Origin of the sequence: Streptomyces sp. NPDC007264 (genome assembly GCF_042869095.1) — a bacterium.
Taxonomy (GTDB): Bacteria; Actinomycetota; Actinomycetes; order Streptomycetales; family Streptomycetaceae; genus Streptomyces.
Genome location: NZ_JBIAFD010000001.1, coordinates 454,631 through 470,495, shown reverse-complemented (window position 1 = coordinate 470,495; position 15,865 = coordinate 454,631). Strand labels below are relative to the sequence as shown.

The 15,865-nt window shown below is 72.7% G+C and carries 13 protein-coding genes and 1 pseudogene; 4 read left to right on the top strand and 10 right to left on the bottom strand.

Annotated elements, in window-relative coordinates; genetic code table 11:
• Positions 1–23: 23 nt before the first annotated feature.
• Positions 24–686, top strand: a complete 663-nt coding sequence (locus tag ACFYMU_RS02105; RefSeq protein ID WP_388366723.1) for a response regulator transcription factor — start codon at positions 24–26, stop codon at positions 684–686.
• Entirely contained in the window at positions 683–2,170 is a 1,488-nt protein-coding gene (locus tag ACFYMU_RS02100; protein WP_388366722.1) for a sensor histidine kinase, read from the top strand. The genes ACFYMU_RS02105 and ACFYMU_RS02100 overlap by 4 nt, the downstream gene beginning before the upstream one ends.
• An 82-nt stretch (positions 2,171–2,252) precedes the next feature.
• Here ACFYMU_RS02100 and ACFYMU_RS02095 read toward each other — a convergent pair whose 3' ends face one another.
• From ACFYMU_RS02095 to ACFYMU_RS02055, 9 genes are all read right to left on the bottom strand, one after another.
• Positions 2,253–3,626, bottom strand: a complete 1,374-nt coding sequence (locus ACFYMU_RS02095; RefSeq protein ID WP_388366720.1) for a hypothetical protein — start codon at positions 3,624–3,626, stop codon at positions 2,253–2,255.
• Positions 3,623–4,198 (bottom strand): SigE family RNA polymerase sigma factor, encoded by a 576-nt coding sequence (locus ACFYMU_RS02090; RefSeq protein ID WP_388366955.1) that lies wholly within the window; start codon positions 4,196–4,198, stop codon positions 3,623–3,625. Before ACFYMU_RS02090 ends, ACFYMU_RS02095 begins: the two co-directional genes overlap by 4 nt.
• A gap of 505 nt (positions 4,199–4,703) precedes the next feature.
• Positions 4,704–5,771 (bottom strand): aspartate-semialdehyde dehydrogenase, encoded by a 1,068-nt coding sequence (locus ACFYMU_RS02085; RefSeq protein WP_388366718.1) that lies wholly within the window; start codon positions 5,769–5,771, stop codon positions 4,704–4,706.
• A gap of 40 nt (positions 5,772–5,811) precedes the next feature.
• A complete protein-coding gene (locus ACFYMU_RS02080) occupies positions 5,812–7,089 on the bottom strand; it encodes an aspartate kinase (RefSeq protein ID WP_388366716.1) in 1,278 nt (425 codons plus the stop codon).
• 237 nt (positions 7,090–7,326) lie between these two features.
• Positions 7,327–7,575, bottom strand: a complete 249-nt coding sequence (locus ACFYMU_RS02075; protein ID WP_388366715.1) for a DUF397 domain-containing protein — start codon at positions 7,573–7,575, stop codon at positions 7,327–7,329.
• Positions 7,572–8,381 carry a helix-turn-helix domain-containing protein gene (locus ACFYMU_RS02070; RefSeq protein WP_388366713.1) on the bottom strand — a complete coding sequence of 270 codons (810 nt, stop codon included), beginning with the start codon at positions 8,379–8,381 and terminating at the stop codon, positions 7,572–7,574. Before ACFYMU_RS02070 ends, ACFYMU_RS02075 begins: the two co-directional genes overlap by 4 nt.
• Before the next feature lie 94 nt (positions 8,382–8,475).
• Entirely contained in the window at positions 8,476–9,135 is a 660-nt protein-coding gene (locus tag ACFYMU_RS02065) for a DUF5063 domain-containing protein (protein ID WP_388366711.1), read from the bottom strand.
• The gene (gene recR / locus ACFYMU_RS02060; protein WP_388366710.1) at positions 9,128–9,727 is read right to left on the bottom strand and encodes a recombination mediator RecR; all 600 of its coding nucleotides are present in this window, start codon (positions 9,725–9,727) and stop codon (positions 9,128–9,130) included. The genes ACFYMU_RS02065 and recR overlap by 8 nt, the downstream gene beginning before the upstream one ends.
• A gap of 112 nt (positions 9,728–9,839) precedes the next feature.
• A complete protein-coding gene (locus tag ACFYMU_RS02055; protein ID WP_388366708.1) occupies positions 9,840–10,178 on the bottom strand; it encodes a YbaB/EbfC family nucleoid-associated protein in 339 nt (112 codons plus the stop codon).
• A gap of 310 nt (positions 10,179–10,488) precedes the next feature.
• Between ACFYMU_RS02055 and ACFYMU_RS02050 the strand changes: the two genes are divergently transcribed.
• Positions 10,489–11,229, top strand: coding sequence for an SLATT domain-containing protein (locus ACFYMU_RS02050; protein ID WP_388366706.1), 741 nt, complete (start codon positions 10,489–10,491; stop codon positions 11,227–11,229).
• A 2,052-nt stretch (positions 11,230–13,281) separates the two neighbouring features.
• Here the strand turns inward: ACFYMU_RS02050 and ACFYMU_RS02045 are convergent.
• Positions 13,282–14,236, bottom strand: a pseudogene (locus ACFYMU_RS02045) (serine/threonine-protein kinase); the annotation flags it as partial.
• 189 nt (positions 14,237–14,425) lie between these two features.
• Between ACFYMU_RS02045 and ACFYMU_RS02040 the strand changes: the two are divergent.
• On the top strand, positions 14,426–15,781 hold the full coding sequence (locus ACFYMU_RS02040; protein ID WP_388366705.1) for an aspartate aminotransferase family protein: 1,356 nt from the start codon (positions 14,426–14,428) through the stop codon (positions 15,779–15,781).
• Positions 15,782–15,865: the final 84 nt, after the last annotated feature.

The window sequence follows — 15,865 nt, the reverse complement described above, 5'->3', positions numbered from 1 at the left end:
CTTCGTTCTGCCACCCTGTGCCCATGCGCCTGTTGATAGTGGAGGACGAGAAGCGGCTCGCGCTCTCCCTCGCCAGGGGCCTGACCGCGGAGGGCCTCGCCGTGGACGTGGTGCACAACGGCCTCGAAGGCCTGCACCGGGCCTCCGAGGGCTCCTACGACCTCGTGGTCCTCGACATCATGCTGCCCGGCATGAACGGCTACCGGGTCTGCGACGCCCTGCGGGCCGCCGGCCACGACGTGCCGATTCTGATGCTGACCGCCAAGGACGGCGAGTACGACGAGGCCGAGGGGCTGGACACCGGCGCGGACGACTATCTGACCAAGCCGTTCTCCTACGTCGTGCTGCTGGCCAGGATCAGGGCGCTGCTCCGGCGGCGCGGTTCGGCGGGCGGGTCGCCGGTGATAGCGGCCGGCGGGCTCCGGGTGGACACCGCCGCCCGCCGCGTACAGCTCGACGGTACCGAGATCTCCCTGACCGCCAAGGAGTTCAGTGTGCTGGAGCAGCTGGCGCTGCGGGTGGGTCAGGTCGTCGGCAAGGGGGAGATCCTGGAGCACGTGTGGGACTTCGCCTACGAGGGCGATCCCAATATCGTCGAGGTCTACATCAGCACTCTGCGGCGGAAGCTCGGCGCCGGCCGGATCGTCACGGTGCGGGGCGCCGGATACCGGCTGGAGGGCCGATGAGGGGGCCCTTCCGTCTCGTCGGCTCGGTGCGCGCCCGAGCCACCCTCGGGGCGACCCTGGTCGTCGCGGTCGCCCTGATCGCGGCGGGCGCCGCGGTGCTGGGCTCGCTGCGGTCGAGCCTGACGTCGCAGGCGGATTCCTCGGCGCAGTCCGCCGCGCGCGAGGTCGCCGCCAACCTGGGGCTGGGCCATCGGCTCGACCGGCTCGACCTCGGGGACGGCGGCGAGCACCCGATCCAGGTCGTCGACGCGGACGGTCGGCTGCGCGCGGCCAGCGAGGCACTGCAGCGGATCACCGGAACCGGCGTCACAGCGGTCAGAGCGGTCGGGGCGGACCTCCCGAAGGCCGCCACCCCCTCACCCCGGCCCGGGAAGGACACGCCGGAGGCACGCGAGGAGGACGAGCCGGAGGAGGACAGGGCCGAGTACGGGCCGGTCACGCCCGGACGTGTCACGGACGGCCACACCTACGCGACGGGCACCGCCACGGTCCGCGGGCGGACATCCGGCTACCGCTTCGCCACGGCCCGGGTGGACACGGAGGCCTACGGCACCCTCACCGTCCATGCCGGCGCCCTCCGCGACGCCGAGCAGCAGGCCGTGTCCACCGCGACGGCCGTGATGCTGGTCGGCCTTCCCGGCCTCCTCCTGGTGGTCGGGGGCGTGACCTGGCTGGTCACCCGTCGGGCCCTGCGTCCGGTCGAGTCGATCCGCGCCGAGATGGCGGCGATCACCGCCTCCGAGGACCTGAGCCGCCGGGTGCCCGAGTCCCGCTCGGGCGACGAGGTGGCCCGGCTCGCGCGGACGACGAACGAGACGCTGGCCGCGCTGGAGTCCTCGGTCGGACGGCAGCGGCGGTTCGTCGCCGACGCCTCACACGAACTGCGCAGTCCGATCGCGTCCCTGCGCACCCAACTGGAAGTCGGTGCGGCACACCCTGGGCTGCTGGACCTCGAGGGCGCGGTGGCGGACACCGTACGGCTCCAGCGGCTGGCCACCGATCTGCTGCTGCTGGCCCGTCTTGACGCGGGTGAGCCGAGCGCGGACCGCCGGGTGGAGTTGGGCCCGCTGGTGCGCGAGGAACTCCGGCAGCGGGCCGCGCGGGACACCGTCGCGGTCCGTGCCTCCGTGGCGGCAGGCGTCGACGTGGCGGGATCGGAGGGGCAGCTGGCGCGGGTCCTGGCCAACCTGGTCGACAACGCCCAGCGGCACGCCCGCACACGGATCGACGTCACGCTCGCGAAAGAGTCGACGACGGCCGTGCTGCGGGTCGCGGACGACGGCGACGGTGTGCCGGAGACACAGCGTGAGCGGATCTTCGAGCGCTTTGTCCGTCTCGACGACGCGCGCAGCCGGGACGACGGCGGCGCGGGCCTCGGACTGGCCATCGCCCGCGATGTGGCCGAACGGCACGGCGGAGCACTGACGGTGTGCACGTCCGCACTCGGCGGAGCGCTGTTCGAACTGCGGCTGCCCGCCCTCTAGGCGTCCTCTGGGCGTCCTCCGGGCGTCCTCCGGGCGACCTTCCGGGCGCTGTCGTGTGCGGGCGGTCGTCGGATGCGGCCGGTCAGGTGGCCGGCAGCAGGCCCGTGCGGTAGACGGTCCCGGCGCACGCGTCGGGGATGGTCGCCGTGGCGGCCGCCGCGCCCGTCTGCGGGGTGTGGGAGACCGCCACGCTGCCGTCGGCCACGCCGTCCTCCCTGACCAGCTGGGGTGTGGTGCCGCTGCCGGTCGTGGTCGTGCCGCCGCCCGTGCTCGCGCTCGTCGAGGGGCTGGGGTCCGGGGAGGGACCGCCGGATCCACCCGTGGGGCACGTCTGCGACGGAACCCAGGCGAACTTGATCTCGTACGCCGTGCCGGGCTTGAGCACGAGCGAGGTGACGTACCGGGTGGGATCGGGCAGGCCCGTGGCCGCGTCGCCCGTGACGTGGTCGACGACGCTGATCTTGGACGCGTCCGCCGCACCCTGGGCCACCGTGGTCACACTGCCGCCGTCCGGGACGGTACAGGCCGTGGTGGAGACATTGGTGACGTGGAAGGTGCCGTAGACCGCGCCGGTGGAGTCCGGGGCGCCCGCGGTGGCGGTCGCGCCGCCGAGCTGGTCCGCCGTGCAGGCGGGGGCGCCCTCGGTGGAGGGTGTCGGGCCGGCGCCGCCGGTGGTCCCGTTGCTCGCGCCCTTGTTCTTGTCCCCCGTGCCCTGCTGGCCGTTCGAGGTCTGCTCCGTGGAGCCTCCGGAGGAACCGCCCGAGCCGCCGGAGCCGCCGTCCGGGTTCTTGCCCTGGCCGGTGCCGCCCTGGGCCTGCGACGCCTGGCCCGCGATGGACGGGTCGGCGCCGGAGCCGGTGGCGTTCGAGACGTGGACGAGGGCCGGGATGGCCGTTCCGATGAAGAGGGCGGCGGCCGCCATGCCGACCGCGGCCTGGCGCTTGCGGGCCCGCCGGGCGGGCACCGCGCGCCGCAGGTGCTCCAGGGTGCCGTCACGCGGCTCGATGTCCTGCACGGCCTGGTGCAGCATCCGCCGCAGCGCCAGTTCGTCGGAACCGGGCTCCTGCGCCCCCGCACGGTCCCCGGTCCCGCCGGGTCCGGTCCCGCCGGGTCCGGTCCCGAAGCCGCCTGGGCCCGGCGTCCCGAGCGCCCCCGCGAGCCGGTCCCAGCCCGTGCCGAGGCCGTCGTGCCCCCGGGTGGAACCGTCCGCGGCGGTCGGGTCGGAGGCGGCGTGGGCCGGTCCGGCCTCGGGCCGGGACCGGTCTTCGGGCCAGGACTGGTCTTCGGAGCGGGACTGGTCTTCGGGGCGGTGGTTCACGGTTCCGTTCCCAGCGTGCTGTTCGTCGTCCTCGTGGGGCCCGGGCCGGTCCATCGGCTCGTGCCACGCGTACGGCTCGTGTCGTTCGTGGGAGTTCCGCTCCCAGGGAGCGGTGTGCTTCTCGTCGTACTCGCTCATGCCGTCGCCCCCATGGCGGTGCGCAGCGCCGCGATGCCGCGTGAACCGTACGCCTTCACCGAGCCCAGCGATATTCCCAGCGTCTCGGCGACCTGGGCCTCGGTCATGTCCGCGAAGTAGCGCAGCACCAGGACCTCGCGCTGGCGGCGCTGCAGGCCCTTCATCGCCTTGATCAGCGAGTCGCGCTCCAGCTGGTCGTACGCGCCCTCCTCCGCGCTCGCCATGTCGGGCATCGGCTTGGTCAGGAGCTTCAGACCGAGGATGCGGCGGCGCAGGGCCGAGCGAGAGAGGTTCACGACGGTCTGCCGGAGATAGGCGAGTGTCTTCTCCGGGTCGCGGACGCGTTTGCGCGCCGAGTGGACGCGGATGAACGCCTCCTGGACGACGTCCTCGCAGGACGCGGTGTCGTCCAGGAGGAGCGCCGCGAGACCCAGGAGGGAGCGGTAGTGGGCACGATAGGTCTCGGTCAGATGGTCGACCGTGGTGCCGACGGCCGTCGTGCCGTCGGCGGCCTCACGCTGATTCGGTATGCGGGCGGGCCGCGCTGCGCGCATCGGCGCGGTCACCGGCAGCCCGCCGGGCGCGCCGGACATGCGGGGGCGGCGAGGCGGACGAAGGGCCGCACCCTTTGTCCGTACCGCGGTGAATTCGAGTACCTGTGCCACGCCAGTTGGACACGTATCCCCCCGGCGGGGTTGTACGCGACAGGCATCGCATTTGCGTCAGGCGGTGCATCCGTCTGCACGTCCTGCGGCATGCCCCCCAGCACACCGCACCGCGCGTCAAGTGCCCTCATGCATACCAGCTCTTCCCCTATGCCCCATATGTAGTTGCGCCCAGCCCCCCGACGGGCGACCGCAAAGACGCTCCCCGCCCTGCGCGTGGTTGCGGGGGCGGGGAGGGAATCCTCGAATGCGGACCGGCTCGGTTCACGTGGTCCAGTCCTGGCGGTCCGAACCCTTGTGACCCACAGGACTGAAACAGATCCTACAAAGGATTCGGCCACTGCCAGCATGTTTTCCCGGCCTGGGCATGCCGGGGCGCGGAACCGCCGCGGGGCGCGTGCGTCCCTGCGCCCTACGGCGTCCTGCACTCCCTCGCGACCAGTTCCGCGATCTGCGCGGTGTTCAGCGCCGCGCCCTTGCGCAGGTTGTCCCCGCACACGAACAGTTCCAGCGCGGTCGGATCGTCCAGGGCGCGGCGGAGCCGGCCGACCCAGGTGGGGTCGGTGCCCACCACGTCCGCCGGTGTGGGGAACTCGCCCGCCGCCGGGTTGTCGAACAGGACGACGCCCGGCGCGGTCGCCAGGATCTCCCGTGCGCGGTCGACCGTGACCTCGCCCTCGAACCGGGCGTGGACCGTGGCGGAGTGCGTGGTGACCACCGGCACGCGCACGCAGGTGACGGCCACGCGCAGCTCCGGCAGGCCCAGGATCTTGCGGGACTCGTCGCGGACCTTCATCTCCTCCGAGGACCATCCGTCCCCGCACAGCGACCCGGCCCACGGTACGACGTTCAGCGCGACCGGCTCGGGGAACGGGCCGGTGCCGTCGCCCACCGCGCGCCGCAGGTCGCCCGGGTTCGTCCCCAGCTCCGTGCCCGCGACCAGCGACATCTGGTGCCGCAGCGTCTCGATGCCCGCACGTCCCGCGCCGCTCACGGCCTGGTACGAGGACACCACCAGGTCGCACAGCCCGAACTCGGCGTGCAGCGCGCCCAGGGCCACGATCATCGAGAGCGTGGTGCAGTTGGGGCTCGCGATGATGCCCCGCGGCCGCACCCGGGCGGCATGCGGGTTGACCTCCGGCACGACCAGGGGGACGTCCGGGTCCATCCGGAACGCGCCCGAGTTGTCCACCACGACCGCGCCCAGCGCGGCGGCGACCGGTGCCCACTGCCGGGCGATGTCGTCCGGCACGTCGAACATCGCCACGTCGACGCCGGTCAGCGCCTCTTCGCCGAGCGCCATCACCTCGACCTGCTCGCCGCGCACGGTCAGCTTGCGGCCGGCCGAGCGCGGCGAGGCGATCAGACGGATCTCGCCCCAGATGTCCGCGTGCTGGGACAGGATCTTGAGCATGACCGTGCCGACGGCCCCGGTCGCTCCCACGACCGCGAGCGTCGGCCTGCCGGTCCGCGCCGTCATCGGCGCCCCGTGCGCCCCGGGCCCCCGCAGGGGAGGCGGGTCATCGGCCGGTGCCTCCGTAGACGACGGCCTCGTCGCTGTCGGAGTCCAGACCGAAGGCGGTGTGCACCGCGCGGACCGCCTCCGACACGTCGTCCGCACGCGTCACCACCGAGATGCGGATCTCGGAGGTCGAGATCAGCTCGATGTTCACGCCCGCGTTGCTCAGCGCCTCGAAGAAGGCCGCCGTGACACCCGGGTTCGTCTTCATGCCGGCGCCGACGAGCGAGATCTTGCCGATCTGGTCGTCGTAGCGCAGCGAGTCGAAGCCGATCGCGGTCTTGCCCTTCTCCAGGGCGTCGATCGCCTTGCGCCCGTCCGTCTTCGGGAGGGTGAAGGAGATGTCGGTGAGACCGGTCGACGCGGCCGACACGTTCTGCACGACCATGTCGATGTTGATCTCGGCGTCGGCGATGGCACGGAAGATCGAGGCGGCCTCGCCCGGCTTGTCCGGCACACCGACGACCGTGATCTTGGCCTCGGAGGTGTCGTGCGCGACACCCGAGATGATGGCCTGCTCCACCTGCTTGTCCCCTTGCTGAATCGGCTCGCTGCTGACCCACGTGCCCTGAAGCCCGCTGAACGACGAGCGGACGTGGATCGGGATGTTGTAGCGGCGCGCGTACTCCACACAGCGATGGAGCAGCACCTTGGACCCGGACGAGGCCAGCTCCAGCATGTCCTCGAAGGCGATCCAGTCGATCTTCCGGGCCTTCTTCACCACGCGCGGGTCGGCGGTGAACACGCCGTCCACGTCCGTGTAGATCTCGCACACCTCGGCGTCGAGGGCGGCGGCCAGCGCCACGGCCGTGGTGTCGGAACCACCACGACCCAGGGTCGTGATGTCCTTCTTGTCCTGGCTGACGCCCTGGAAACCGGCGACGATGGCGATGTTGCCCTCGTCCAGCGCGGTACGGATGCGCCCCGGCGTGACGTCGATGATCCGGGCTTTGTTGTGGACCGAGTCGGTGATGACACCTGCCTGGCTGCCGGTGAACGACTGGGCCTTGCTGCCCAGGTTTTTGATCGCCATGGCCAGCAGCGCCATGGAGATCCGCTCTCCGGCGGTCAGCAGCATGTCGAGCTCGCGCCCGGCAGGCACCGGGGAAACCTGCTCGGCGAGATCGATCAGCTCGTCCGTCGTGTCGCCCATCGCGGAGACAACGACCACCACGTCGTTGCCGTTCTTCTTCGCTTCCACGATCCGCTTGGCGACGCGCTTGATGCCCTCGGCATCGGCTACGGAGGAGCCTCCGTACTTCTGCACGACAAGGCCCACGTGCGCTCCTCGCTCAGTCCGTCTCTTCCCGCCCCTGCGCATGCAGTGCGGTCGGCTCAGTCTAACGAGCGACCGAATTTCCCTTCCGGGATACCGCATGGTGAGATGTCCCGCTCACACGGGGATCAACCCGGTTTTCTTCGGGGCGCACGGCCGCTCAGGCTCGCATCTGCCCGAGCCGGGACCGCGCACTCGGAACGTGCGGTATGTCACAACGGACGGGGCGCGACGACCTCGTCACCCTCGGCGCACGCGCCCGAGGAACGCCGCCCAGGCGGAGGCGGATATCCGGAGCTCGGGACCGCCGGGGAGTTTGGAGTCGCGGAGGTGGACGGTGGTCAGGGGGGTGGGGAGGGCCACTTCGAGGCAGTTGCCGCCCTCGGAGTCGCTGTAGCTGGACTTGAACCATTCCAGGGCGATCTCCACGCAGTTGCCGCCCTCGTTATCGCTGTAACTGGACTTGAACCACTTCAACTGGTCGCTCACGGCTGATCCACCATCCGCTCGACGAAACGGACCGACTCGGCAGGATTGAGCGCCTGCGCACGGATCATGCTAAGCCGCTCGGTCACACGGCTGACAATGTCCGGGTCAGCCGAAAGCTCGCTGGCGAACGGCCCCTCCGTGAAGGCGAATCGTTCGTGGTCGCGGGTCTCCAACAGCACCATGGGCCCCATGAGCGCGTCACTGACGGCCCGTTCGTAGGGAAGCACTTGCAGCACAACGTTGCGCAGGCGGGACACCTCCAGCAGGCGACACAGTTGCTCATTGTCCACCTGAGGGCCTCGCAGTGCGGCTTCGTAGAGGACAAAGCTCAGGCCGACAGGCGGCTTCCGGCCGGTGAGGATGGACTGCCGCTCCACGCGAGCCGTGATCCGTTCCTCCACCATCTCCTCGTCCAGAGGCGGAATGCGGTCCTCAATGAGCGACCGCGCATAGCCTTCTGTCTGCAACAGCCCAGGGACGAGCGTGGCCTCGTACGACCAGAAACTGATCGCCTCCTTCTCCCGCTCCATGAAGTCCTGTGCCCGCGCAGGGAACTTCTCCCTCTGCAGGTACTCCTTCGCCGCGCTCAGCAGCCCCTCCGCCCGGCACAACTCGTCCGCCACGTCGAGGACGCGGGGCGTGGGCATGCGGACGCCCTGCTCCATGGACGCGATCGTGTCGAGCGAGTAGTTGGCGGCGACGGCGAGTTGCTCGCGCGTGATGTTGGCCTTGGTGCGCCAGCGTTTCAACTGGTTGCCGCTGTAGCGCCAGGCGAGGGGTGGCTGGGAGTTGTTCCGGCCTGGCATGGCATGCACCTCCGGCGATTCGGCAACAGCCTTGGCCGCTACCGAACGTAGACCGCCTGCCATCATTATGTGACCGGAACGGCTCCCGTCACCCTTACGGGACCGAGCGCAGGCCCAGCGGTCCCGCGATCTCCTGGGCCATGACCCTGCCCGCCTCCTCGGCGAGGATCTCGTCGCCGAGGCCCTGGTCGGTGTCGAGGCCGTCCAGTTCCTCCAGGGGCTGGTTCAGCCGCACGTGCGCGACCAGGGACTGGAGCGCGCGGAGTGTCGCGGACGCGGTCGAGCCCCAGTTGGAGAAGTACGAGAACTGCCACCACCACAGGGCCTCGGTGATGCGGCCCGCGCGGTAGTGGACCATGCCGTGGCGCAGGTCCGTGATGACGTCCGCCAGGTCGTCGGAGATCCGGGCCGGGACGGGGGCCTTGCGCGGCTCGTAGGGGTCGAAGACCTCGGAGTAGATGTCGACGGGGTCGAGCATGAGGGCGAGGCGTTCGCGCAGTTCGTCGACGTCCGGTTCCGGGCCCGGGTCGGGCTCGTAGCGCTCCTCCGGGACGATGTCCTCGTGCGCGCCGAGACGGCCGCCCGCCAGGAGGAGCTGGGAGACCTCCAGCAGGAGGAAGGGCACGGCCGAGTCCGGCTCGTCGCCCCTGGCGACCTCCGTGACGGCCACCAGGAAGCTCTCGATCTGGTCCGCGATCTGGACGGCGAAGTCGTCCGGGTACTGCGTCGTGGAGTGCAGTGTGGCGTCAGACATCTAGGAGTCGTCTCCCCTCGAAGGCGCGGCCGAGGGTGACCTCGTCCGCGTATTCCAGGTCGCCACCCACCGGGAGGCCGCTGGCCAGGCGGGTGACCTTGAGGCCCATGGGTTTGATCATCCGGGCGAGATATGTGGCCGTGGCCTCGCCCTCCAGGTTCGGGTCGGTGGCCAGGATCAGTTCGGTGACGGTGCCGTCGGCCAGCCGCGCGAGCAGCTCCCGGATGCGCAGGTCGTCCGGGCCCACGCCCTCGATCGGGCTGATGGCGCCGCCCAGCACGTGGTAGCGGCCCCGGAACTCGCGGGTGCGCTCGATCGCGACGACGTCCTTCGGCTCCTCCACCACGCAGATCACCGACAGGTCGCGGCGGGCGTCGCGGCAGATGCCGCACAGCTCCTCCTGCGCGACGTTGCCGCAGGTCGCGCAGAAGCGGACCCTCGCCTTCACTTCGAGCAGCGCCTGGGCGAGGCGGCGTACGTCCGTCGGCTCCGCCTGCAGGATGTGGAAGGCGATCCGCTGCGCGCTCTTGGGACCGACGCCGGGAAGCCGCCCCAGCTCGTCGATGAGGTCCTGGACCACGCCTTCGTACAACGGACTTGCCTTTCCCGAGGAGCTCCGGCACCTGGCCCGGCCGGGCTCGCTGTCTTGGTAGGTACGGTAGTTGGCGCTCGCCCTTCTTAGAAGGGACGATCGGACGTCACGATCAGAACGGCAGTCCGGGGATGCCGCCGCCCAGGCCCTGGGCCAGCGGGCCGAGCTTCTGCTGCTGGAGTGTCTGCGCGTTCTGGTTGGCCGCCTGGACGGCCGCGACGATCAGGTCGGCGAGCGTCTCGGTGTCCTCCGGGTCCACCGCCTTCGGATCGATGACCAGGGCGCGCAGCTCGCCGGCGCCGGTCACCGTGGCCTTCACCAGGCCGCCCCCCGCCTGGCCGTCGACCTCGGTCCTCGCCAGCTCTTCCTGCGCCGCGGCGAGGTCCTGCTGCATCTTCTGGGCCTGCTGGAGCAACTGCTGCATATTGGGCTGGCCACCACCGGGAATCACGATCAGCTCCTGGTTTCGTACGGCTGTCAGGGCGGGGTTTTGCCGCCTGGCACGAGCCTACGTGGTGACCGGGACGATCGCTGCGGTAGTCCGTCCGGACCGCACCGGGGCAGCCTGAGACACTCTTACGAGTGAAATCGGCGGGGCCCGGCTCCCTGGCCGGGCCCCACTTCCGGGCGGAAAAGCGGCGGAACCCGGGGTCCGGCCACTCGCTGGGCGGTAGGAAGGGTGCGGCGCTTCAGCACCATGCGTCACGAGCACATCACGGGGTGCATCGCGGATCGACATAGTCGTAGGTAGGGAGTGCCGGGTGAGTCAGCCGGAGATGCAGCCCGAGGGTCCGTGCCAGGACGGGCGGGGCGAGGGTGCGGCGGGGCTGCGGCCGGGCGACCTCATGGGGCGGCCGTTTCCGCACGGGGACTGGGGACAGCCCGCGGAACGGCTGGAGGAGTTGTACCGGTGGGTGGAGGGCCGGGCGCTGGAGACGGCGGCCTGGTATCTCGCGGACCGGGCGGGCAAGCGGCGGGCGGCGCGGGTGCTGCGTGCGGGCACCGCGGCCGGGGCCGTCTGCGGGGCCGCGCTGCCGCTGCTCGATCTGGCCGGGGTGACGGACGGGGCCGTGCCGTGGGCGTATCTGTCGCTGCTGCTGGGGGCGGCGTGCCTGGCCGCGGACCGGTTCTTCGGGCTGACGTCCGGGTGGATGAGGGACGTGGCGACGGCGCAGGCCGTGCAGCGGCGTCTTCAGGCGCTTCAGTTCGACTGGGCGTCGGAGAACGTCCGGGAGGTGCTCGGGCCGACGGAAGGGACCGCCGGGGAGGCGGCGGAGCGGTGCCTGTCGGTGTTGCGGCGGTTCTCGGAGGACGTGGCGGAACTGGTGCGCGCGGAGACGGCGGACTGGATGGTGGAGTTCCGCACCGGGGCGGCGCCGCTGGGGATCCGGTCGGCGGGGGTGTGCACGCAGCGGGCGGAGGGATCGGTGCCGGGGAGGCCGGCGCCGTCGCCCGGGGCGAGGCCGAACATGCCCCGGCAGCGGCCCCCCGAGGCGCGATGACCGCGGGTGAGCGGGCCGTCCGGGGGTGTGGGCCGTACGCGGGTGAGCCGCCGGGTCAGCCCTCCTTCGTATAGGTCAGGGAGTCGCCGCTGCTCGTGCTCACGCGCTTGAGGCGGCCGTCCGGCAGAATCGTCAGCTCCGTGGCGGCGCCCGGCGTGCACGACGACGCGGGCTCGCCGACGGTGACCGTGGACGGGCCGATCATCAACGGCCCGTCCGTCGTGGGCGTTTGGTCGAGCTTCGCCCGGAAGACGCAGTGGTACGTGCCGCCGCCCGTCGGGCCGTCCGCCGTCAGGGAGAGCACCGTGTCGCCCACCTCGCCCTGCTGGATGACCAGGCGACGGGTGTTGTGGCCGGTGGAGTTGTCGATGGCGGTGGTCCAGGTGCCGAGGTAGGTGTCGGGCACGGCACCGGCCGTGGGCGACGGCGAGCCGGGGCTCTCACCGGCACTGGCCGGGGTGGAGGGCGCGGGCGTGCTCGGGCCGGGGGTCGTGGGCGCGGACGCCGACGGGTGCGAGGGGCCGGCGCCGTTGCCTGATTCCGTCCCGCCGCCCCGCATCAGCGCGTACACGGAACCGCCCGCGCCGAGCGCGACGACCAGGGCGACCACGATCAGTACGGCGGTGGAGCGGCCGCTCCTGCGCGGGGGCGCCTGCGGACCAGGGTCGCCGTAGGGGGACGGTCCGTAGGGGGACGAGCCGTAGGGAGGCGGGCCGTACGGGGACGAGCCGTACGGAGGCGGGCCGTACGCCGGTGTGGGACCTAGGGCGGGCCCCTGGCCGGGAGCGGCGGCCGGGGTGCCGGCCCAGCCGTCGGCGTTCTGCGGGTAGGTGTAGGCGGACGGCTGGGGGTGGTGCTGCGAATGACCCGAAGGGGACGGCTGGGGGGACTGCTGGGGGGACTGCTGCGGGTGGCCGTAGGGAGGTGGCGCGGGGTTGTGGCCGGGGCCGACGACCTGGGTGGGCAGATGGTCGAGGGCGGTGTGCGGGCCGGACGGGGGCGGGATGCTCCCGTCCGGTGCGTGGGGCGCGGGCGCGTGCTCGGGGGGCGCCCCTGCGGGCGCGTCCGCCGGGGACCGCTTGGTGAGGTCGACGGGGGCTTCCGGGACGCCGGGCCCGGGTCCGGCCGCGGCGGCGCCCACCGGGACCCCGCCACCGGGCACACGCCCGTCGGCAGGCGCGTACGCGCCGGCATCGGGCGCCTGCCCACCGCCCGGACGTCCCCCGACACCGGACGCCTGCCCGCCCGTGCCGGGTGCCTGCCCGCTCACGCCGGGCGCCTGGCCGACGCCACCGGACGCCTGCCCAACGCCACCGGACGCCTGGCCGCTCACGCCGGGCGCCTGCCCGACGCCGGGCGGCCAGCCTCCGCCACCGGGCACAGGACCACCACCCGACGGACGTCCCCCGGCACCGGGAGCCTGCCCGCCCGTGCCGGACGCCTGCCCGACGCCACCGGACGCCTGCCCGCCCACGCCGGGCGCCTGCCCGACGCCGGGCGGCCACCCCCCGCCACCGGACACAGGACCACCACCGGCCGGACGTCCCCCGGCACCGGACGCCTGCCCACCCGTGCCGGACGCCTGCCCACCCGTGCCGGGCGCCTGGCCGCTCACGCCGGACGCCTGGCCGACGCCACCGGACGCCTGCCCACTCACGCCGGACGCCTGCCCAACGCCACCGGACGCCTGGCCGCTCACGCCGGGCGCCTGCCCGACGCCGGGCGGCCAGCCTCCGCCACCGGGCACAGGACCACCACCCGACGGACGTCCCCCGACACCGGGAGCCTGCCCACCCGTGCCGGGCGCCTGGCCGCTCACGCCGGACGCCTGCCCGACGCCGCCGGACGCCTGGCCGCTCACGCCGGGCGCCTGCCCGACGCCGGGCGGCCAGCCTCCGCCACCGGGCACAGGGCCACCACCCGACGGACGTCCCCCGGCAGCGGGCGCGGGTGCGGTCGGCAGGGGGCCGTGACCGTCGGCATCGGCCGCCTGTCCGTCGGTGCCCGCGACGGCAGCCGCCGAGGCCGGCGCACCGGCGCCGCCGCGCGGTGGGGCGGGTGGCCGAGCCGCCGGGCCCGCCGCGTCCTCCGGGTTCTCGGCGTCCAGCAACCGGACCGCATGGCGGCCGAGTTGGGCGACCAGGGCGCTCGGCAGCCAGGGGTCACGGGTGCGGCCGCCGGAGACCGTGTCCCCGGCACCCGTCCGTTCCAGGATCTGCGCCGGGGTGGGCCGCGCGGCGGGGTCCTTGCGCAGGCAGTCCCGCACGAGATCGGCGAGTTCCTCCGGCATGCCCGTCAGATCGGGGTCCTCCTCGGCGATACGGAACATCAGGGCGTGCGCCCCGCTGTGGGAGGCGCCGAAGGGGAGGGTGCCGGTGGCGGCGTACGCGAGGACGGATCCCAGGCAGAAGACGTCGCAGGCGGGCGTGATGCGGTCGCCGCGCACCTGCTCGGGCGCCATGAACCCGGGCGACCCGACGAGCGCGCCGGTGCGGGTCAGCCCGGCGGCGGTGACCGTCTCCAGGGCGCGGGCGATACCGAAGTCGATCACCCGCGGTCCGTCGATGGTGACGAGGACGTTGGAGGGCTTGAGGTCGCGGTGGACGAGCCCGGCGGCGTGGATGTCCTGCAACGCGTGGGCGAGCCCGGCGGCCAGGATGCGCACGGACCGCTCGGGCAGGGCACCGTGCTCGTGCGAGACCACGGTCTGGAGCGTGGGCCCGGCGACGTACCCGGTGGCGACCCAGGGGATCTCGGCCTCGGTGTCGGCGTCGAGGACGGGCGCCGTCCAGTGGCCGCCGACCCGCCGCGCCGCCTGCACCTCCTGCCGGAAGCGGGCCCGGAACTCGTCCTGCCGGGCCAGCTCCCGCCGGACGAGCTTCACGGCGACGGTGCGTCCCCGGTCGGAGCGCGCCAGATAGACGTTGCCCATGCCGCCGGCCCCGAGCCGGGCGATCAGCCGATAGGCCCCGATACGCTGCGGATCACCGGCCACGAGCTTCTGCATCGCCGCCTCACCTACCCCCCTGCCTGTGCGACAGCCCGAGGATAGTGCTGCCGTACGGGGAGTCGGTCACGGCGGGGTCCGCGGTTCCCCGACGGGCGCCGCCCGTTCGACAACCTGTCGCGTTCCCGCCCCGAGCACAGACAGGACGCCCATGTCGCGTCCGCATCACGGACACCTACGCTCACCCGCATGACCCCTCAGCCCAACCCCCAGGCCGGCGCCGCCGTGAAGGCCGCGGACCGCGCGCACGTCTTCCACTCCTGGTCAGCGCAGGATCTCATCGACCCGCTCGCCGTCGCCGGTGCGGAGGGGTCGTACTTCTGGGACTACGACGGCAACCGCTACCTCGACTTCTCCAGCGGGCTCGTCTACACGAACATCGGCTACCAGCACCCCAAGGTCGTCGCCGCGATCCAGGAGCAGGCCGCCACCCTCACCACCTTCGCGCCCGCCTTCGCCCTCGAGGCCCGCTCCGAGGCCGCCCGGCTGATCGCCCGGCGCACCCCCGGCGACCTCGACAAGATCTTCTTCACCAACGGCGGTGCCGACGCCGTGGAGCACGCCGTGCGCATGGCGCGGATCCACACCGGGCGCCCCAAGGTGCTGTCCGCGTACCGCTCGTACCACGGCGGCACCCAGCAGGCCGTGAACATCACCGGCGACCCGCGCCGCTGGGCCTCCGACAGCGCCGCGGCGGGCGTCGTGCACTTCTGGGCGCCGTACCTGTACCGCTCGCGCTTCTACGCCGAGACCGAGCAGCAGGAGTGCGAGCGGGCGCTGGAGCACCTGGAGACGACCATCGCCTTCGAGGGCCCCGGGACCATCGCCGCGATCATCCTGGAGACCGTCCCCGGGACCGCCGGGATCATGGTCCCGCCGCGCGGCTACCTCGCGGGCGTCCGCGAGCTGTGCGACAAGTACGGGATCGTCTTCGTCCTCGACGAGGTGATGGCGGGCTTCGGGCGCACCGGCGAGTGGTTCGCCGCGGACCTCTTCCAGGTGACCCCCGACCTCATGACCTTCGCCAAGGGCGTGAACTCCGGCTATGTTCCGCTCGGCGGCGTCGCCATCTCCGGTGCGATAGCCGAGACCTTCGGGAAGCGGCCCTACCCGGGCGGTCTCACCTACTCCGGGCATCCGCTGGCGTGCGCGGCGGCCGTCGCCACGATCAACGTGATGGCCGAGGAGGGCGTCGTCGCGAACGCCTCGGTCGTCGGCGCCCAGGTCATCGAGCCGGGTCTGCGCGCGCTGGCCGAGCGGCACCCGTCGGTGGGCGAGGTGCGGGGCGTGGGCATGTTCTGGGCCCTGGAACTGGTGAAGGACCGCGAGACGCGCGAGCCGCTCGTGCCGTACAACGCGGCCGGTGAGGCGGCCGCGCCGATGGCCGCGTTCGCCTCCGCCGCGAAGGCGGGCGGCCTGTGGCCCTTCGTGAACATGAACCGCACCCATGTGGTGCCGCCCTGCACCCTCACGGAGGCGGAGGCCAAGGAGGGCCTCGCGGCCCTGGACGCGGCGCTGTCCGTGGCGGACGAGTACACGGTGTAGGCGCGGCGTCCCGCGGCGCCCCGCGGCGACCCCACGGCGCCCACGCCGCGCGTACGCGGTGTAGGCGCCATGTGCCGCACGGCC